Origin of the sequence: Pseudomonas petroselini, assembly GCF_045037875.1 — a bacterium.
Classification (GTDB): Bacteria; Pseudomonadota; Gammaproteobacteria; order Pseudomonadales; family Pseudomonadaceae; genus Aquipseudomonas; species Aquipseudomonas petroselini.
Genome location: NZ_CP173614.1, coordinates 4,143,141 through 4,163,359, shown reverse-complemented (window position 1 = coordinate 4,163,359; position 20,219 = coordinate 4,143,141). Strand labels below are relative to the sequence as shown.

General features: G+C 56.1%; 15 protein-coding genes. 10 read left to right on the top strand and 5 right to left on the bottom strand.

The genetic code is table 11. The annotated features are described in order from the left end of the window. The first annotated feature begins 84 nt into the window (after positions 1 to 84). The 6 genes from ACI512_RS19150 to ACI512_RS19125 all read left to right on the top strand — a co-directional run bounded on the left by ACI512_RS19150 (position 85) and on the right by ACI512_RS19125 (position 12,167). Entirely contained in the window at positions 85 to 2,040 is a 1,956-nt protein-coding gene (locus ACI512_RS19150) for an NAD(P)/FAD-dependent oxidoreductase (RefSeq protein ID WP_231807857.1), read from the top strand. Positions 2,041 to 3,575: 1,535 nt separating this feature from the next. Next, on the top strand, positions 3,576 to 5,411 hold the full coding sequence (locus ACI512_RS19145) for a DUF1302 domain-containing protein (RefSeq protein ID WP_231807856.1): 1,836 nt from the start codon (positions 3,576 to 3,578) through the stop codon (positions 5,409 to 5,411). Positions 5,412 to 5,442: 31 nt separating this feature from the next. Then, the gene (locus ACI512_RS19140) at positions 5,443 to 6,807 is read left to right on the top strand and encodes a DUF1329 domain-containing protein (protein WP_231807855.1); all 1,365 of its coding nucleotides are present in this window, start codon (positions 5,443 to 5,445) and stop codon (positions 6,805 to 6,807) included. A 70-nt stretch (positions 6,808 to 6,877) separates the two neighbouring features. Next, a complete protein-coding gene (locus tag ACI512_RS19135; protein ID WP_231807854.1) occupies positions 6,878 to 7,954 on the top strand; it encodes a YCF48-related protein in 1,077 nt (358 codons plus the stop codon). A 27-nt stretch (positions 7,955 to 7,981) separates the two neighbouring features. Beyond that, positions 7,982 to 10,411, top strand: coding sequence for an RND family transporter (locus ACI512_RS19130; protein WP_231807877.1), 2,430 nt, complete (start codon positions 7,982 to 7,984; stop codon positions 10,409 to 10,411). Positions 10,412 to 10,532: 121 nt separating this feature from the next. Then, the gene (locus ACI512_RS19125; RefSeq protein ID WP_231807853.1) at positions 10,533 to 12,167 is read left to right on the top strand and encodes a 3-(methylthio)propionyl-CoA ligase; all 1,635 of its coding nucleotides are present in this window, start codon (positions 10,533 to 10,535) and stop codon (positions 12,165 to 12,167) included. Between the two features lie 297 nt (positions 12,168 to 12,464). On the opposite strand, the gene ACI512_RS19120 is transcribed toward ACI512_RS19125, so the two are convergent. From ACI512_RS19120 to ACI512_RS19110, 3 genes are all read right to left on the bottom strand, one after another. Next, the gene (locus ACI512_RS19120; protein WP_231807852.1) at positions 12,465 to 12,692 is read right to left on the bottom strand and encodes a hypothetical protein; all 228 of its coding nucleotides are present in this window, start codon (positions 12,690 to 12,692) and stop codon (positions 12,465 to 12,467) included. A gap of 106 nt (positions 12,693 to 12,798) precedes the next feature. Continuing rightward, positions 12,799 to 13,278, bottom strand: coding sequence for a MarR family winged helix-turn-helix transcriptional regulator (locus ACI512_RS19115; protein ID WP_231807851.1), 480 nt, complete (start codon positions 13,276 to 13,278; stop codon positions 12,799 to 12,801). Then, entirely contained in the window at positions 13,279 to 13,506 is a 228-nt protein-coding gene (locus ACI512_RS19110; RefSeq protein WP_231807850.1) for a hypothetical protein, read from the bottom strand. A gap of 151 nt (positions 13,507 to 13,657) precedes the next feature. Between ACI512_RS19110 and ACI512_RS19105 the strand changes: the two genes are divergently transcribed. After that, a complete protein-coding gene (locus ACI512_RS19105; RefSeq protein WP_341869937.1) occupies positions 13,658 to 13,960 on the top strand; it encodes an acyl-CoA dehydrogenase family protein in 303 nt (100 codons plus the stop codon). Between the two features lie 203 nt (positions 13,961 to 14,163). On the opposite strand, the gene badI is transcribed toward ACI512_RS19105, so the two are convergent. Further along, entirely contained in the window at positions 14,164 to 14,946 is a 783-nt protein-coding gene (badI, locus tag ACI512_RS19100) for a 2-ketocyclohexanecarboxyl-CoA hydrolase (protein WP_128874274.1), read from the bottom strand. A gap of 14 nt (positions 14,947 to 14,960) precedes the next feature. After that, a complete protein-coding gene (locus ACI512_RS19095; RefSeq protein ID WP_231807849.1) occupies positions 14,961 to 15,734 on the bottom strand; it encodes an SDR family NAD(P)-dependent oxidoreductase in 774 nt (257 codons plus the stop codon). Positions 15,735 to 16,211: 477 nt separating this feature from the next. Between ACI512_RS19095 and ACI512_RS19090 the strand changes: the two genes are divergently transcribed. The 3 genes from ACI512_RS19090 to ACI512_RS19080 all read left to right on the top strand — a co-directional run bounded on the left by ACI512_RS19090 (position 16,212) and on the right by ACI512_RS19080 (position 20,218). Then, positions 16,212 to 16,988: an enoyl-CoA hydratase gene (locus ACI512_RS19090; RefSeq protein ID WP_231807848.1), complete on the top strand. Its 777-nt coding sequence runs from the start codon at positions 16,212 to 16,214 to the stop codon at positions 16,986 to 16,988. A gap of 63 nt (positions 16,989 to 17,051) precedes the next feature. Further along, positions 17,052 to 18,977: a 3-hydroxyacyl-CoA dehydrogenase NAD-binding domain-containing protein gene (locus ACI512_RS19085; protein ID WP_231807847.1), complete on the top strand. Its 1,926-nt coding sequence runs from the start codon at positions 17,052 to 17,054 to the stop codon at positions 18,975 to 18,977. Between the two features lie 44 nt (positions 18,978 to 19,021). Beyond that, on the top strand, positions 19,022 to 20,218 hold the full coding sequence (locus ACI512_RS19080; RefSeq protein WP_231807846.1) for an acyl-CoA dehydrogenase family protein: 1,197 nt from the start codon (positions 19,022 to 19,024) through the stop codon (positions 20,216 to 20,218). Position 20,219: the final 1 nt, after the last annotated feature.

Genomic DNA, 20,219 nt, shown 5'->3' with positions numbered 1-20,219 from the left:
GTTTTGGATGTAATATACTCATGAGTAGATTTTTCTGTTTTTCGGTATAATTCCAATGACAACCTACAAAAACGAGGAATTGAGATGAAATTTCCAATGATCACAGACCGTCCAGTTTCTGCCGAAAGCGTTGATCTGATGCTTTTGCGGCAGGGTGTTGACGAAGCCAATATTCCAGCGCTGCTCATGGTGCTCGTGCAATTGACCGGAGAGCGCAAGTATCTCGGTTCTCCCTATTCTCCGAGCCGGAGCAAGGGGCTCGACGACAACGACAGCGGCGGGCTGCCCGATGACATTCAAGCCGAGATCCGAGAAGCTGCTGCGGCAGCGATAACCGCCTGGGTGGGCGGCCGCGAGCCAGCAGTGCCACGGCCAGCCAATGCCGAGCTCGCGGCGATGCTCGCCGTGGCCATGGCCGACGCGGTGCCCCCCGAGTATGGCGATATCGTCGCCGGCACGATGCATCTCGATCCAGTGCCCGAGCCGGTGCGCTCGGCCAAGGCGCTCAAAGCGATTATCATCGGCGCGGGCATTTCCGGCATGGTTGCCGCAGTGCGCCTGCGCGAAATGGGGATCGAGCACACGATCTTCGAAAAGAACCACGAATTTGGCGGCACCTGGTGGGAAAACCGCTACCCCGGCTGCGGCGTCGATACACCGAACCTAACTTACACCTTCTCCTTCCGCCCGAACGACTGGTCGGCCTTCTTCCCCCTGCGTGACGAAATCGAGAACTACCTGCTGGCCACAGCGCAGGAAAGCGGCCTTTATGACAGCGTCCGCTTCGACACGAAGGTGGAGCGCGCGGAGTGGTTGACCGACAGCAATCAGTGGCAGGTCACGGTTCGTGCCGAGGACGGCACGGAGGAGGTCCACCACGCCGACATCGTGATGAGCGCGGTCGGCCTTCTCAACATCCCCGTCGTGCCCGACATCAAGGGGCTTTCAGACTTTGCGGGGCGCGTTGTCCACACCAGCGACTGGCCGCAGGACATTGATCTCAAGGGCAAGCGCGTCGCCGTCGTTGGCAATGGCGCGTCAGCCATGCAGGTTGTCCCTGCGATTGCGGACGAGGTTGCCGAACTCACCTTGTTCGCCCGATCGAAACAATGGGCTGCGCCGTTCCCGCAATTTCGCAAGCTGGTGCCCACCGGCGTGCGCTACCTAATGCAGGTCGTTCCGCTCTATCGTGCATGGGTGGAGCAGCGCCTCTCGTGGACCTTTAACGACCGCGTCCACGGCACCCTGTTTCGCGATCCGGCGTGGCCTGAGCCCGCCCGCGCGGTCAACGCGATCAACGACGGCCACCGCGAATTCTTCACCCGTTATATCCGCGAGGAGCTGGGCGACCGGGAGGATCTGCTGCCTCTGGTCCTCCCGGACTATCCTCCTTTCGCCAAGCGCATGTTGCTCGATAACGGCTGGTATCGCACCTTGCGCAAGCCCCACGTGCAGCTCATTCCACAGCGTCTGTCCGAAGTGCGTGGGTCCACCCTGGTCGCGGGCGATGGGCAAGAGATCGAAGCCGATGTGCTAATTCTCGCCACAGGATTCCAGGCCGCCAACGTGCTCGGCTCCTATGATGTGATCGGGCGTGACGGGCGCGTGCTGCGCGAATTTTGGGAGGGAGACAATGCTGCTGCCTACCTGGGTACGCAAGTTCCGGGCTTCCCCAATTTCTTCATCCTCCTTGGCCCTAATGTCGGATCCGGCCATGGCGGCAGCATGATTCGTAACATCGAGAACCAGGCCCACTATGCCACGCGCTTAATTGAGGCGCTGGTCAAGGCGCAGGCGGATGCCGTCGAAGTCCGGGAGGACGTCTATACCGATTACAAGGCGCAAATCGACGCCGCGCACGAAAAGCTTGTCTGGACGCACCCCGGCGTGACCAATTGGTACCGTAATTCGCACGGGCGGGTTGTTGCGATTACTCCGTGGCGCAACGACGCCTTCTGGCGCATGACGCGAGAGGCAAAGCTCGAGGACCTGAAGTTCACCGTGGCGACGGGAGAGTTCAAAGCCGCACAAGACGGCTGAGCTGGGGCTGCGCTGGGAAGGGAAGACTAAGCGACGCGTCGAAGCCGCAATTATACCGTTCGACTCTTGCGACACGGCGCTCGTATAGATTCTTGCCGAGCCTGGTGAGCGGGGGTCTACAGCTATTTGGGTTCGCGTGGTTAGTATTCGCGACGTGCTGGGCTCGGGGTGGGCGTCGCAGTCAACTGCACCCCATCCCGGTACTTTCATGCGACCGCAATGCAAGTCGAAAAAACATCTAAAATCCGAGTCATCCGAGATGGCTAAAAACCCGATGGCTCGATTTTCAGCATCGCGGTGAGCCGTAGCCTCAATGAACCTCTTACGAGAATGTACTCAAGCCCAAATGCATAAAAGCAAGGCGTTGCAGCCCCCTTTATTCCGTTACCTATGCCCCCAGCCGGAGAACAATCCAAGCCGCTTCACCGAATATATGCGTTAAACCACCATATCTACCTGGCGCCATCAAAATAAACGGTCCGCCCAAAGGCGCGCCTTCCTGCGCGATATTCCTGAGAGATCTTTAGGGGTTCTCCGCATGGATGCCATCAGGTTTCCCATCGGCGCAATGGATGTGCACACCTATGCCGGACTCTATATAACGCGCTATAGCGAAGTCCGGTATGGCGCGGCAGCACCGCGCTTATCTTGCCAACCGCCGCATGTGAATGCCGTCATTTCGGGCAAGTAACGTGTCGAGACATTCCGCCGCAAGGCTCTGGAATCTGCTTTCAGGTCGATCGAATAAAAAAAACAAGACAACATGTTGACATATAGAAAATGCAGCGCGTATCTTCACTCCATCAGAAAGCGACAGCTTGGCCCTACTAATTCTCATGCGATAAACCAAATAAAAAAGCTACCGGAGGCGCCATGCCAATCCGTAAATTCGCTCACTACGAGATTAGGTCCCACGCTCTGAAAGTACCCAGCCATTCTGTGGGAGGGGGCCTGGCTTCCTCCCGGATGCCAGCCACCCGTCGCGTTGCTAGACGTTTGGTACAAAAAGGGGCCATGAAGCTGGAGCTCCTACGGTTTACCTCGTCGAAATCTTTCCGTCCAGCACTCAGCCTCCCAGCCCGAGCAGCGGCGACTGAACATCCTTCGCGGGAGGCAGAGGCTCCGACCGTATATCTTTCTGGGCTACAGGGTTGGTTAAGTTTTAAGACGTGCTCAACGCAGGAGCCAGCACTCGGCGAGAGACATTGTTCCCAATTTTGGACTGTTTTAACTTTTTGTCGAAGGCACCTTCTGGTGCGACCATCAAACCTGACTTTCAATTTTTTGAAATTGCAGCAGTGGGGTCTTATCCCTCATGGCTGGGTTATATAATACAAGTTTTTAACACGGCATCGCTGTATGTAGAGAGCAACTATCAGTTGGCTCTCATTGCATAGGGGCGTAGTTGCTTGAGTCGAATTTGCTGTGCGTACAATCGGCCCGAAGTACTTAGGCTCATCAAAGGAGCGCGGTTTTATTCTGCTGTGACGGAATAAAGAGTTTTTGTGAAACCACAGAAAAGGCGAGTATATTAAATGAACAATAAAAACAATAACGACATTTATCCTCACAATCTCCGTCGTGGACTCCTGACCTCAGCCATTTTGGCGGGGCTGGGTATGACGCCGGTGCAAGCTTTTGAACTCGATACAGGCAATGAAGATTTGTCGGTGCGTTTCGATAACACCTTCAAGTTTAACTATGCCCAACGTGTAGAAAGTCCCAACTCCAAGCTGGCCAACTCCAGAAACAATAATGACGGGGACCGCAACTTTTCGTCCGGTAGCCCTGTCTCCCAGCGTCTGGACGTGCTGTCGGAACTGGACATGGTTTACAAAAAACAAATGGGAGTCCGAGTCAGTGCCAATAGCTGGTATGACCATGCCTACGACGATGTCGGCAGCGACAATCCTTCAACCAACCAGCTAAATGATGGAAGACCGGATTCGCGCCACCGGAGCGGATATGCCGATCGTTATTACAACGGTCCATCTTCTGAGATCCTCGACGCTTTCGTGTTTGGTAGTACTGAAATTGGTGACGAGTCGCAGTTAAGTGTCAAAGCGGGTAAACACACCTTGTATTGGGGGGAAAGTGTATTGGCATTCGCCCACGGCAACAGTTACGGTCAATCAGGTTTAGATTTGTCTAAGGCCCTTGCCGTCCCTGGCACCGAAGCTAAAGAGTTGTTCATCCCACGCAACCAGCTCTCTACGACATTTACTGTCAATCAAGAGTTGTCGATTGGTGCTCAGTATTTCCTCGACTGGAGTGCTGCAAGACTACCGGAGTCGGGCACTTATTTGGGCTTTAACGACAGTTTCCAAAGCGGAGGCCATAACTTGTCGTTGATCGCTGGCACCAATCCGGCTTTTGGCGCCCCGGGTCCGCTAGGTGTAAACCAATTTCTTAGATTGTCCAACGGCCATACTTATAAGCCGGACAAGCGAGGTGACTTTGGCTTAATGGCCAAATGGAGTCCGGCATGGTTGGATGGAACGTTGGGTGCTTATTATCGAAAAACGTCAGACATTTTACCTAACGTAGTATTGCAGCCGACTGTTGTTGGTCCAGCCCAGTTGATTTCAGGTAACGTCGGTTCCTACAACAAGTTCTACGTGGATGACATCGATGTTTACGGAATCAGCTTATCCAAGAGCATTGCAGGGGTGAGCGTCGGATTCGACCTTAACTATCGCCACAACATGCCTCTCGCCAGTGTACCTGGAACCGTCAATACCACTTTAGGCGCTGCGGGGGCTCCCGGTTATATCAGCAGTTTTGATGGCAGTAATGGTGTTGCGCGCGGCAATACGGTGCACTCTACCCTCAACGGCCTGACCACTTTCGGCGACACGCCGATCTGGGACAGTGCCTCGTTGTTGGTTGAACTGGCTTACAGCCGTTGGCTCGACGTCACTGAAAACAAGCAACTGTTCAAGGGCGAGAACTGGTACCACGGTGTCGACAAGGTCACGAAGGACAACTACATCCTAGGTATGAACTTCACTCCGACCTGGTACCAAGTGTTCCCCGGCGTCGATATGTTCTTGCCAGCCAGCTACAACGTTGGCCTCAAAGGCCAGTCTTCGGTGCAATTGGGCGGTAATAAAGGTACCGGCAGCTACTCGGTCGGGGTAGGCATGGATGTACGCAGCCAATACCGTTTCGACCTTAAATACGTCGACAATTTTGGCGACTTCGACACCTGCGGTTCAGCCGGCAGCGCTGCGGCCCACGGCGACGGAGCCGCTCCGGGCGCTAACAGCCAATACAACTGTGTTCCCGGGCAGCCCACTTCGTTTGCTGGTACCCCCTCCGCGCTCAAGGATCGCGGAATGGTCACTCTCACTTTTAAAACCACCCTCTGATCCAAGAGCTGCGTGCTAACAAGAGGTTTCCATGAAAAACTTTAGATCCATATTGGCTACGACGCTGGCGCTGGCTGTCACTGTTTCCGCTAATGCGTCTGTGTCTCCGGACCAGGCAGCAAAGCTGGGTACGACACTAACCGGCGTAGGTGCTGAGATGACCGGAAATGCCGATGGCACCATTCCCGCGTATACCGGCGGATTGAAGGCCATTCCCGCTGAATACAAAACCGGTGATTCATTTCGTCCCGACCCATTTGCAAATGAGAAACCACGCCTGGTCATTACTGGCCAGGATCTTGCCAAACATAAAGATAAACTTACTGCGACCAGCCAGGCTTTACTCACGCGCTATCCGACTTATCGCCTAGATGTTTATCCCACCCATCGCACTGTAGCGCTCCCTAAGAGTGTGCTCGAAACCACTGCGCTGAACGCTGTTGGCGGCAAGACCGGCGCGGGAGGTTTGGCGCTGGAAAATGTTCTGCCGGGGGTGCCATTTCCGATCCCTTCTGACGGTTATGAGGCTATGTGGAACCACCTGTTGCGTTATCAAGGAGTGGCCTTGAGCAACAAATACGACTCTTGGAATGTCGACTCTTCCGGCGCTGCGTCGCTGAGTACCACTGGCAACTTTGTTGTCGAATACCCCCTTTACAACTCAAGCCGCCCAACCGGCCCGGTTGCCCCGGATGAGGTTTACTACCGGACCAAGTTTCAGTACACCGGCCCCGCCCGGAGAGCCGGGGAAGCGCTACTGCTCATGGACGCTGTCGACCCGACAAAGCAACCCCGCCGCGGTTGGCTCTATCTGCCAGGTCAACGTCGGGTCAAGCTTGCTCCGGAACTGGCGTACGACACTCCGAATCCGTCAACGGCAGGGACGGCAACCTATGATGATTCCTTCCTGTTCAGCGGGGCAATGGATCGCTACGACTTCAAATTGGCTGGTAAAAAAGAACTCTACGTACCCTACAACACCTACAAGTTCAGCTATCACAAAACCACTGCGGACGTGACGACCCCCAACCATGTGAATCCCGATCTGCTGCGCTGGGAATTGCACCGTGTGTGGGTTGTTGAGGCGACATTGAAGCCAGGTAAGCGCCACATCTACAGCAAACGCACCTTCTACCTCGATGAAGATAGCTGGATCGCTCTGGCTTCCGATGAATACGACGGCCGCGGTCAACTCTATCGCGGTGGTTTCGCGAACCTGACTTACAGCTACGACGTGCAGGCCCCAGAAGCAATTAATCAGGTGCTCTACGACCTGATCTCTGGTGCTTACAACCTGAATGGATTCTACGGTCCTTACGGTGGCCCCAAATACATAGCGCCACTGTCCAAAGCTCAATGGTCACCAGAGTCACTGGCGGGTTCTGGCATTCGCTAACCGGACGCTGTTGCTGTCGTTTAGCACCGAGGGCCGCATCCCTCGGTGCGTTTTCATCGAGATAACAATAATGAATATGCTTAAGTGGCTAAGTCTCACTGCACAGGTTGTGCTATTGGCTGTGCCGTTGTCCCGGCCCCTGATGGCCGCGCAATATATCGACTTGCTGGATTCTCCAGCCATGCCAAGCCAGCTCGCACAACAGGGAATGCTCACAGGGCTGGCTAATGCTGGTCAGCGGCTGGTTGCCGTTGGACAACGTGGTCATATTCTCTACTCCGATGACGCTGGACAGCACTGGCAGCAAGCCCAGGTACCGGTCAGTTCGGATCTGGTCGCCGTGTATTTTCCGAGTCCTCTACAAGGTTGGGCCGTGGGCCACGATGGCGTGGTCCTACATAGCAACAATGCCGGGCAGAGCTGGAGTCTCCAGCTGGACGGGCGCCGGGTCGGGCCGATCATGCTTGGATATTACGAGCATCAACTTTCCAGGCATCCGAATGACGCAGACCTGCAAATGCGGGTTAGCGATGCTCAACGCATGATCGAAGAAGGCGCCGACAAACCATTCCTTGATGTCTGGTTCGAAAACGAGCAAGTCGGCTACATCGTCGGCGCATTCAACCTGATTTTCCGTACCGATGACGGCGGCGTGCACTGGACGCCATTGCTGGAGAAAACCGACAACCCTACGGCTCTAAATCTCTATGGGTTGCGGCCGGTAGGTGGCGACTTATTTGTCGTCGGTGAGCAAGGTCTGGTGCTGAAGCTGGACCGTTCGAGCGATCGCTTCAACGCGACGCCAACGCAATACAAAGGCAGCTTTTTCGGTGTCACCGGTAAACCGGGGGCCGTCTTGGTATTCGGTCTTCGCGGCAACGTTTTTCGCAGCACCGACGGCGGTGCGAGCTGGACCAAAATCGAACTCGGCCTTCCAGTAAGCATAACCGCCAGCAGCATTACCGCCGACGGTCGAATTGTGCTCGTTAGCCAGGCTGGTCACGTACTGGTCAGTAAGGACGACGGTGCCAGTTTTGAAATTCAGCCGCGTACCGCGTTGGCCCCGGTCGCCGCAGCGCAGGTTTCCAGCACTGGTTCATTGATACTCGCGGGCACCCGCGGCCTGCGCCAAATGTCCTTCGAATAAACCCAGCATTACAAAGAGAACAGCATGATGGGTCACTACGAACTTCAAACAATGCCGGTCATCCGGGAGCTGAAGGGCTTTGATGCCCGCTCCGGTAACGCCCTCGAACGGCTGATTTTCAACAACCGTCTGTGGGTGGTGCTGGCCTGCCTGATGGTATCAGTTGCGCTGAGCTATTTCGCAACCACGCGACTGACGCTCAATGCCAGCTTCGAAAAAATGATCCCGCAGAGCCAGCCCTTCATCAAAAACTACCTGGAAAACCGCCAAGCCTTGCGTGGCTTGGGCAACGCGGTGCGGGTGGTGGTTGAGAGCAGTAACGGCGACATTTTCGATCCTCATTACCTCGACGCTTTGAAGGAGATCAACGACGAACTATTCCTGACGCCAGGCGTCGACCGGGCCTGGATGAAGTCGCTGTGGGTTCCGGGGGTGCGCTGGACTGAAGTCACGGAAGAGGGCTTCCAGGGCGGTCCGGTGATGCCTGACTCTTACGATGGCTCGGCGCAGAGCATGGAGCAGTTGCGTCAGAACATTGCGCGTTCGGGGATCGTCGGCAGCTTGATCGGCAACAACCTCAAGTCGAGCATGATCTTTGTGCCTCTCTTGGAGAAAGATCCGGTCACCGGGCAGGGCATCGACTACCACCAATTCTCGAGAACCTTGGAAGACAAACTGCGCACTAAATATGAGTTCGCCGGTAACGTTCACGTTGCGGGCGAGGAGGGCAACGGTCCAATCAAAATCCGTGTAATTGGTTTCGCCAAACTGGTCGGCGACCTGATTGATGGCCTGATGCAGGTGATGTTGTACTTCGGCGTCGCTGCGCTGATTGCCACCGGTATCATTTTTTACTTCACCCGCTGTGTGCGCAGCACGGCACTGGTGATTTTTTGCTCGGTCATTGCCGTGGTTTGGCAACTGGGCTTGGTCGCGCTGTTCGGTTTTGCTCTGGACCCGTTTTCGATTCTGGTGCCGTTTCTGGTGTTCGCCATCGGCGTGTCCCACGGGGCGCAGAAGATGAACGGGATCATGCAGGACGTCGGACGCGGCACCCATCAATTAATTGCAGCGCGTTATACCTTCCGCCGGCTATTTCTCGCCGGTCTCACCGCGTTGCTGGCGGACGCCGTTGGCTTTGCGGTGTTGATGCTGATCGACATCCCGGTGATTCAGGATCTGGCAATTACTGCGAGCATCGGTGTCGCGGTATTGATCTTCACCAACCTGGTGCTGTTGCCGGTGTTGCTGTCCTATTGGGGTGTGAGTCGTAAAGCTGCGGTACGCAGTCTGCGGGCAGAAGACGAAGAGCTGCGCGGCAAAGGCATGGGCGCGGTTTGGAGTTTCCTCGACAAGTTTACCGAACGCCGTTGGGCCACAGTCGCTGTGGTGGTCTCTGGCGTGCTGGCGGTCGGCGGAATTGTCGTCAGCCATAACCTGAAGATCGGCGACCTTGACCCCGGCGCCCCGGAACTGCGTTCCGACTCTCGCTACAACCGCGACAACGCCTACATCACCGCTAACTATTCGCTGTCCAGCGACCAGTTCGCGATCATGCTCAAGACGCCGAGTGAAGGCTGCCTGAAGTACGAAACCCTGGTGGAGGCTGATCGCCTGGGTTGGTTGTTGCAGCAGCAGCCAGGCGTGCAAACCACGGTGTCGCTGGTCAATGCTGTGCGGCAGATAACGGCGGGTTCCTACGAAGGCAACCCCAAGTGGTTGACCATCGCCCGCAACCAGAACGTACTGAACTACGGTGCGCAGCAGGCTTCAATCAGCAGTCCTGATCTGTTCAACAACGATTGCTCGATGATGCCAATTGTGGCCTACCTCTCAGACCACAAGGCCGAAACTCTCGACGGCGTGGTGCAGGTGGCCGAGAAATTCGCTCGCGAACATAGCAACGGCGAACGCCAGTTCATGCTTGCCGCCGGTAGTGCCGGAATTGAAGCGGCGACCAACATTGTCGTGCGCGATGCCAACCGGACCATGCTGTTGTATGTGTATGGCGCGGTGATCGTGTTGTGCTTCATCACTTTCCGCAGCTGGCGTGCGGTGGTGGTGGCGGTGGTGCCGTTGATGCTGACTTCGATTCTTTGCGAGGCGCTGATGGTCTGGCTGGGGATGGGGGTGAAAGTCGCCACGCTGCCGGTCATCGCCCTGGGTGTGGGGATTGGCGTCGATTACGCGCTATACCTGCTCAGCGTACAACTGGCGCAGCAGCGTGCCGGATTATCGCTGACAGAAGCCTACAAAAATTCCGTGGCGTTCACCGGCAAAGTGGTAGCGCTGGTTGGTATTACCTTGGCCGCTGGCGTGATCACATGGGCATGGTCGCCAATCAAGTTCCAGGCGGACATGGGGATCCTGCTCACGTTCATGTTTATCTGGAACATGGTCGGTGCTCTGGTGTTAATCCCGGCACTGTCGCATTTCCTTCTACGACGCGTGCCTTGAGACCGGATCCCTTTTGAGTATTTCAAAATTCGAATCAGCCGCTGATAACCGGTCCGCACTCAGGTGACGGTTATCAGCGATCTGAAACACTGACCTCAAACAAAAATCAAAGGAAAAAATTATGCTCGGATTGATGCAGGACCAACCTTTGTTGATCTCTTCCGCTCTCGAACACGCGCTAAAGTCGCATTCGCAAACTCAAATTGCCTCCCGTACAGCTGATGGGGCGATACATCATTGCAGCTATGCTGACATCGGTAGTCGCGCCAAACAGTTAGCCAATGCCTTGGTTGCGCTGGGCGTGCAGCCAGGTGATCGAATTGGCACTTTGGCTTGGAATGGTTACCGGCATATGGAGCTGTATTTCGGTGTATCGGGCATGGGCGCAGTATTGCATACGATCAACCCGCGTCTTTTCGTTGAGCAGGTCGAGTTCATTGCCAACCACGCCGAGGATCAATACTTGTTCTTCGATCTTTCATTCGCCCCGTTAGTCGAGCAATTAGCACCGCGATTAACTACCGTAAAAGCATTCGTTGCGTTGTGTGATCGTGATCAGATGCCATCGATTAACGTGCCTGGGCTTATTTGCTACGAGGAGCTGATCGCAGAACAAAGCAGTGATTTCATCTGGCCCGAGTTCGACGAGCGAACGGCATCGTCGATGTGCTATACCTCGGGCACGACTGGCAATCCAAAAGGTGTCCTATATTCGCATCGCTCATCAATCTTGCACTCGCTTGCTATCTGCACATCTGATGGCTTTAGCTTGTCTGCGGCCGATTCGGCGTTATTGGTTGTGCCAATGTTTCATGTCAATGCATGGGGCATGCCCTATGCAGCAGCAATGTGTGGCGCAAAATTGGTCCTTCCGGGTGCTGCACTTGATGGCGAAAGTCTTTACACGCTGATGCGTGATGAGCAGGTGACACTGGCATTGGGCGTGCCGACTGTCTGGATGATGCTGCAACAACATGTCCAGTCGCAGGGACTGCAACCTGCAACAGATCTGTGCTTGAATCGGGTCGTGATCGGTGGTGCCGCAGCTCCACGCAGTCAGGTTGAGACGTTTGAGACTTTGTTTAATGCTCGCGTATTGCATGCCTGGGGCATGACCGAGATGTCGCCTCTCGGTACCGTATGCAACCCATTGCTCAAGCACCGCGAAGATCCGCTAGACAAGGTCCTCGACTTACAGGCCAAGCAAGGTCGAGCCTTGTTCGGAGTGTCGATGAAAATTGTCGATGAAAAGGGCGTTGAACTCCCACATGATGGCAAGGCTTCCGGGCTTTTGTTGGTTAAAGGGCCATGGATTGCCAGCCAGTATTACGGTGGTGAGGGGGGGCAGATTCTTGATAGCCAGGGCTGGCTCGATACCGGCGACATCGCAACCATCGATACCGATGGCTACATGCAGATCACCGACCGCGCAAAGGACGTGATCAAGTCGGGGGGCGAGTGGATTTCATCGATCGATTTGGAAAACGCCGCCGTTAGCCATCCGGCCGTCGCTGAAGCTGCGGTGATTGGCATTGCTCATCCGAAATGGCAAGAGCGCCCATTGCTGGTGGTCGTGCTGAAACCTGGCAAGACTGCGAGCAAAGAGGAGCTGCTGGACTGTCTGCAAGCTCGAGTGGCGAAATGGTGGCTGCCGGACGATGTCGCCTTTGTCGATGAGCTGCCGCATACCGCCACCGGCAAGTTGCAGAAAATGAAGCTGCGAGAGCAGTTTCGCGACTTCAAATTTCAGAGTTAAAGGGTATTTAGCCAATAACAAGATTTACGGGCATGTGCTCGAGGTCTATTCGAGGCGTGCACCTGTCGTTCAATTTTCCTGTTTTTGGCTGATTAGCTACGCAGGAGGGGCGGGAAGGGTATTGGGCGTTCGACAGCACTGCGCTTAGGCCCGATAGATCAAGTTGTAGGCGCGAGGTCCGCGCGCGCTCTTCAACTCTAGCCCCCAGCTCCTTGCGCGACAACGCTGGGTAGAAGACGAAGCGGCCCTCCCGCCAGCTTTCTTTTTTTGCTCTTTGTTACGCTGTTAATTTTTCGACTATTCATCGCAGATATTCATGATTAACGAAGCGATTATTGGGGGCGAGCCAGGCGCTTTTTTCTCTTGAAAAACTATTCCCACAACCCTGAATCGTGTTGCGGCACAGTTAGGACAGATCAGGGCAGGGATGTGTTTTGTAAGCAACTTCAGATCGACCGGGTTGACGGCAGTGAAGCCTTTGAGCGCTTTGGTCAACCTTCTTGGTTTGAGGATGACGTTGCTCATCTTTGGTTGCTGCCTGTCAGTTTTTATTCAACCGGCACCGCGCAGCGGGCAAAGGGTAAATCAATCCGTGTCGCGACGCGTGGCAGATAATGTGGGCTGTGCGGTATTAATCCTCAAGCAGTGCCTGCTTCTGCTCGTCAAATGAAATCCTGGCTAGGTCATTTTTGAACTTGTTCAGGTAGTGCAGGAAATTGACGGTGTCGTCGAAGCTGAAACCCTGCAAACCTTGCTTATAAAACTGATAAATCCGATCTTGCAACGCGGTCCAGTATTCTCGACCCTGATCGGTCAGCCTGACCAGACGAGCGCGTCCGTCGTCCGGATGAGGCACGCGTAGCACGTGGTTGTCCCGTTCCATGCGCTTGAGCACGCCATCCAGACTCTGCCGGCTGACAAACAGGTACTCCGTCAACTGGTTGAAGGAGATACCCTCCTCGAAACCGGCTCGGGACAGGGCGCCCAGTACTGCCCATTGCACCGTGCTGATGCCCATTTCGTTCTGCACTTGACGCTGTAGTACGTTGCTGGTTTGAAACAATCGAAAAAATAATGTGTTCGGTATGCTGCGGTTTTCGTGAGCGTTCATTTACATGTCCTTGTTGCCCGGTGGGCGTCGGTAGGCCGATAAGGTCACCTGCCTGTCGGTGACAGGCAAGGTGTTATTTGGGGATGTACTCGCGAGCGATGATTTTTTCATGATTTGCGCAGTACCGTCAGCAATCTGCAGGCCAAGTACATCACGAAGATGCTGGGCAAATGGCAGATTTTCACCCCGGCAGGTGTGGCCATGGGCGAGCAAGCACTGCTTGACCACATCAATCGCGAGCTTGGGTCCCCACCTTGTTCATCGCAGCTTCAGCGTTGTGGAATTGTCCAGCTTTTGAGCCATAGCGCGCAGTAACAATGAAGGTGCATAGCTTGCACGCCGGTCTGAAATTCCGCCAGAGGGTAAGTCAAACCCTGAAATGCTGCCAATTGCTGATCGAATGCCTCGCGTTAACTCCGAGGTACTTGCGCCCGGTTGTCACAAGCGCGATCTAAGCGGCAAAATTGAACACTCAATAATCTGGAAGATGTGTGAAATGGGTCTGCTCGGTACCGAAATGCCCGAGAAATGTGGTGGCAGTGGCCTGGATTGGGTAATCGACGGCATCGTCATCGAGGCGATTACGTGCGGCGATTTTAACGAGGATTACATGCCATTGCTGGTTCTGCTGAACGGCCAGATCATTGCTCAACACGCCTTGCCTGAACTGACCAGTGAGTGACTGTGTGCTGGTACTGGCTGGCAGAGTATCGTTTGCATCGCCCTGGTCGAACCCAGTGTCGGTTCCGACGCCGCGAGGCGGCGCATAACCGAAAGCGAACACCGCTTTCACGAATAGCGTTTTGTGGTTCGTCGAGACAAATTCTTGATTCTCTCCAAGCCAGGGCCGGAGGACCGGCAGCGTGTAAGCTGCCGGTAATAGAGTCACTTGTAGAACTTGCGGAACTCTGGCTTACGTTTTTCTTTGAAGGCGGCTACGCCTTCCTTGGACTCTTCGGTGTCGTAATACAGGCTCAAGGCCTGCATCCCGAGAGCACCGATGCCGGCAATATTGGCGCTGTCGGCATTAAATGAGCGCTTGGCGATGGAGAGGGCGGTCGGACTCTTCTCGAGAATCTCGTCACACCATTTCTGCACTTCGGCATCCAGTTCTTCATGTGGCACTACCGCGTTGACCAGGCCCCAGTCGTAAGCTTGTTGAGCGCTGTATTTGCGGCACAGGTACCAAATCTCGCGGGCGCGTTTTTCGCCGATGATGCGACCCAGATAGGCTGTGCCGAAGCCGGGATCAACCGAGCCGACTTTCGGGCCGACTTGGCCGAAGACGGCTTTTTCGGACGCGATGGTCAGGTCGCAGACGACGTGCAGTACGTGACCGCCTCCGATGGCGAAGCCGTTGACACGTGCAATCACCGGCTTGGGTACTTCGCGAATCAGACCCTGCAATTCTTCTACCGGCAGACCGATCAGACCACGGCCATCGTACTGACCTTCATGAGCCCCCTGATCCCCACCGGTGCAGAATGCTTTGTCGCCAGCCCCGGTGAACACGATGACGCCCACTTCCTTGTTCCAGCCAGCACGGTTGAAGGCGTGAATGAGCTCCATGCAGGTCTGGCCGCGGAAAGCGTTGTAGCGATCCGGACGGTTGATGGTAATGGTCGCAACACCCTCGACTTCGGTGTACAGAATGTCTTCATAATGCATGGGAGTTCTCCTGGTTAGCCGGCCATGGTCAGGCCGCCGGACACGGAAATAACCTGTCCGGTAATGAAATTGGCGTCGTCGCTGGCAAGCAGGGCGATGATCCCCGGGTAGTCTTCTGGTTGACCGAGGCGGCGCATTGGAACGGCATTTTTGAAGGCTTCCATCAGCTTTTCCGGGTTGCTCGACGTCGCCGCTACGCTTTTCAGCAGGGCGGTATCGGTCGGGCCAGGACAGACCACATTGAAGTTGATGTTTTTGGTCGCCAGTTCCCGCGCCAAAGTTTTCGACAGACCTACCAGTCCCGCCTTGCAGGCGGCGTAAACGGCTTCGCCGGACGAGCCGACACGAGCCGCATCGGAGGCCACATTGATGACCTTGCCACCACCCGCTTCAAGCATCTTCGGCAGAACCACGTGGTGCATATTCAGCGCCCCGGTCAGGTTGATCGAGATCAACTGTTGCCACATGGCCGGCTCGGTTTTAAGGAACGGCAGGAAGCGGTCGAAGCCCGCGTTGTTAACCAGTACGGTCGGCACACCCAAATCTTTTTCAATGGCCGCGACGGTTTCGACAATGGCGGCGTAATCGGTGATGTCGGCGGCATAGGCCTTGGCCTTGGTCTTGCTGTCCGCTTCGTTGATCAGGTCGACGGTGGTTTGTGCGGCAGTTGCATCGCGATCAAGTACAGCGACCAAGCAGCCTTCAGCAGCGAAGCGCAGGCTGACGGCACGGCCGATGCCGCCACCGCCACCGGTGATGATTACAGTTCTTCCAATAAGACCTTTCATGCAGCAGTCCTCGTCATGTTTTGATTGATTTACGGGTATTTCCAATCATCAGCGCGTGGCTGAATCAGCCGGATATGCGAGTCACCAGGCTATCCAATTCGCGGTAGCTGAAAGCCTGACGTTCATCCTCATTCACCCGGTAGGCAATCAGCGCTACCGAGTCTGGAATGGTGAGCACCGTCTGATCCAATGGTATGCAATGATATTGTCGTTAAATGCACCTGACTCAAGCATGGCAGAACGTCGTTCTAGCTGCATGTTTGTCTTTGTAGTCGTTGATTGGCAACATTCTATAGGAGGCATGTCATTGAGAGTTTCGCTTTCTGATGGAGGTGAAGATACGCGTTATATTTTTATTATGTCAACATGTTGTCTTTATTTTTTGATGTCGATAGACTTGGCTGCAAGCGTCCGGATCCGTACAGCGGATCTTCGGGTCATGCGGCTTGCCGCAGTCAGGAATGAGTGGTCAATGTCATGCCCTACGAAAATATTCTGGTTGAGCGTCATGAGAGCGTCGGTCTGATCCGGCTTAATCGGCCCGCGATGCACAATGCGTTGAGTGACGCGCTTATGAGTGAGTTGGGCGAGGCATTGCGTGCCTTCGAGCGAGAGGACGGCATCCGCGCCATGGTGATTACCGGCAACGACAAGGCCTTCGCCGCTGGTGCCGATATCGTCGAGTTGCAGTGCAAGGGTTTCGCTGACGTCTATCTGGATAATTTTGTGACAGCTAACTGGGAGGAGGTGACTCGCTGCTGGAAACCGGTGATCGCCGCGGTCGGCGGGCTGGCTTTGGGCGGCGGTTGCGAGCTGGCGATGATGTGCGATCTGATCATTGCGGCCGACAGTGCGCGTTTTGGTCAGCCAGAAGTGAAAGTTGGCACGCTGCCGGGTGCCGGCGGTACGCAGCGCTTAGCCCGTGCGGTAGGCAAGGCCAAGACCATGGATCTATGCCTGACGGGACGCACGATGGATGCGGCCGAAGCGGAGCGCAGTGGGTTGGTCAGTCGCGTCGTGCCGGCGGCGAGCCTTCTTGATGAAGCACTGCAGATCGCCCGGCAGATCACCGAACTATCGGCGATGGCCATCAGGCTCAATAAAGAAGCGGTCAATCGCGCCTTTGAAACCACCCTGGCCGAGGGAGTGCATTTTGAGCGGCGCCTGCTGCACGCAAGCTTTGCCAGCGAAGATCAGAAGGAAGGCATGCAGGCGTTCGTGCAGAAGCGAAAACCATTGTGGAAACACCGTTAAACGCATTCTGTTGCCCGGTCATACAAGAATAAAAGCAGGCAAAATGCCTGCAGGAGTTGCCCGATGTCATCTCCCGTGCAGTGGTCCCGCGAAGGGGCGATAGCTGTTGTGCGGATCAATAATCCACCGGTCAATGCCGTTGGCCACCGCGTGCGCGCAGGCTTGCTGGCAGCGTTCAACGCCGTCGAGCGGGATCCCGATATCAAGCTGGTCCTGCTGTATTGCACGGGCAGAACCTTTATTGCCGGTGCCGATATCCGCGAGTTTGGCAAACCACCGCAAGCGCCTATCCTGCCGGACGTCACCCTGTCTCTGGAAAACTTCACCAAGCCGTCACTGGCAGTGCTGCATGGCTCGGTTTTGGGCGGCGGTCTTGAAGTGGCGCTGGCCTGTCATTACCGCATCCTTGAGGTCAACGCCAAAGTCGGACTGCCGGAGGTCAAGCTTGGTTTGTTGCCGGGTGCCGGCGGAACCCAGCGGTTGCCACGCCTGGCCGGTGTCGCAAAGGCACTGGAGATGATCGTGGGCGGAGAGCCGATTAGCGCGGTCGAGGCCAAGCGTCACGCAATTGTTGATGAATTGTATGAGGGTGAGCCATTGGCCGCTGGCCTGGCGTATGCCCGGCAGTTGTTGGCGCAAGGGGTGAAGCCGCGTCGCAGTGGCCATCTCAAGGTGCCTGCGGATGTCAGTAGCGCTGCCGAGTTGCTGATGAACAAGCGCGATGAGGTGCAACGCAGCCAGCCTGGGTTGTACTCGCCGGTACGGTGCATTACCGCCATCGAAGCGGCGATCTCACTGCCCTTGAGCGATGGCCTGCAGCGTGAACGCGCGCTGTTCCTTGAATGCCTCGCGTCGCCCCAACGTGCCGCGTTGATCCACGCATTTTTCGCCGAGCGTCAAGCGGCTAAAGTTGTTGATCTTGATGCGTCGGTTATTCCGCGCAAACTCGCCAGCACCGCCGTGGTCGGTGGTGGCACCCTAGGCGTGGGGATCGCGTTGGCACTGGTCGGCTCCGGTTTGCCGGTGAAGCTACTCGAGTCCGACGGCGAGCGCCTAGAGGCGGCACTGCTTCGCGCCGATGCATTGCTGCAAGCCGGGGTGCAGGACGGCCGATTGAGTGAGCCCCTTAAACGTGAGCAGCTGGCGCTGATCAGTGGCGTACTGGATTACGCCGATCTGACGGAGGTCGATCTGGTCATCGAAGCGGTCTGTGATGACCTCGACATCAAGCGTCAAGTATTCGCAGCCGTGGGGCGGGTGTGCAAGACCGAAGCGATTCTGGCGAGCACTACCTCGTCGCTGGATCTTGACCAGATGGCCAATCTCAGTGGCCGTCCCGGACAGGTCTTGGGTCTGCACTTTTTCAGCCCCGTGCATGTCACGCACTTGCTTGGAGTCGTGCGTGCTTCGCAAACCAGTGCGCAAGTACTGACTAGCGCACTGCAACTTGCCAGGCAACTGGGTAAAACGGCGGTGGTGGTCGGCGTGGGCGACGGCTTCGTGGGTGACCGCATGGCCTTGCGTTATCTGCGTGAGGCCAAAGAGCTGGTGGAGGAGGGCTTCAGTGTGGCGCAGGTCGATGCTGCATTGCGCGAGTTCGGGATGGAAGTCGGGCCCGTGGCGATGCTCGACTCGTCCGGCCTGAAACTCGACGCGGTGGTTCGCGAGCCGTCACCGGCAGTCCAGATCGATCCGCAGCACCTTTGGCAGCGACCGATCTACGCATTGATCAACGAAGGCGCGCGGATTCTAGAAGCACGCCTCGCCCGACGTGCCAGCGATATCGACGTGATTTTCCTGAAAGGCTATGGCTTCCCGGCCCATCGCGGCGGGCCGATGTACCTGGCCGATCAGATCGGGCTTGCGGCTGTGCTGCATCGTATCCGTGAGTTTCACCAGCATCTCGGCGAGCACTGGCAACCGGCTCCACTGCTGGAACGCATGGTCGCCGAAGGCAAGACATTTGCCGAGCTGGATCAGCAAGGCTGAACAGGTTGCCTGCGACGTGGCCCCCACCCCATTGAGGACTTTGCATGGACATCAACTACACCCCCGCCGAACTTGAGTTTCGCGATGAGGTACGCGCCTTCCTCAGCGCTGCCGTACCTGAAGACATCGCTGCAAAAGTTCGCCTCGGCAAGCATCTCGACAAAGAAGACCACCTGCGCTGGCAAGGGGGGCTGGCCAGGCGCGGCTGGTACGCTGCCAACTGGCCGGTAGAACACGGTGGTACTGGCTGGAACGTGGTACAGCGACACATCTTCGAGGAGGAGTGCGCCGCTTTCGGTGCGCCGCGGTTAATCTCGTTTGGTGTCAACATGGTCGCCCCGGTGATTATGAAATTCGGCAGTGAGGCGCAAAAGGCCTATTACCTGCCGCGCATCCTGTCCGGGGAGGACTGGTGGTGCCAGGGTTACTCCGAGCCGGGAGCCGGTTCCGACCTTGCCAGCCTGAAGACCCGCGCCGTGCTAGATGGCGACCACTACGTGGTGAATGGCCAGAAAACCTGGACCACCCTCGGTCAGCACGCCAACATGATTTTCTGCCTGGTGCGCACCGACCCGCAAGCTCAGCAGCAGCGCGGCATTTCGTTCCTGTTGATCGATATGACGACACCGGGCATCACGGTGCGACCCATTATCACCCTGGATGGCGATCACGAAGTCAACGAAGTGTTCTTCGACAACGTGCGCGTGCCAGCCGCCAATCTGGTGGGTGAAGAAAACAAGGGCTGGACGTGCGCCAAATTCCTGTTGACCCATGAGCGCACCGGTCAAGCAGGCATTGCCCAGTCCAAGGCGGCTCTTGCACAACTCAAATTGGTCGCATCGCAGGAATTGCGAAACGGTCTCCCGCTACTGGAGGACCCGCTGTTACGCGTACAAATTGCCGAAGTGGAAATGCAATTGATGGCCATCGAGATGAGCACCCTGCGCATCCTCGCCGCCGTGCAGGGTGGTGGTGTGCCCGGGGCGCAAAGCTCAATCCTGAAGATCAAGGGTTCTGAAATTCGCCAGGCTATCAGCCACCTGATGCGCAAAGTGTTGGGCGTGCATGCTCTGCCTTTCGCCGAGGAAGAGCTGAACTATGCCTTCCCCGGTGAGCTGTTGCACACCGACTACAGTGCCGCTCCAGCCGGCCAGTATTTCAACCTGCGCAAGCTGTCTATCTATGGCGGCTCCAACGAAATCCAAAAGAACATCATTGCCAAGATGATTCTTGAGCTCTAAG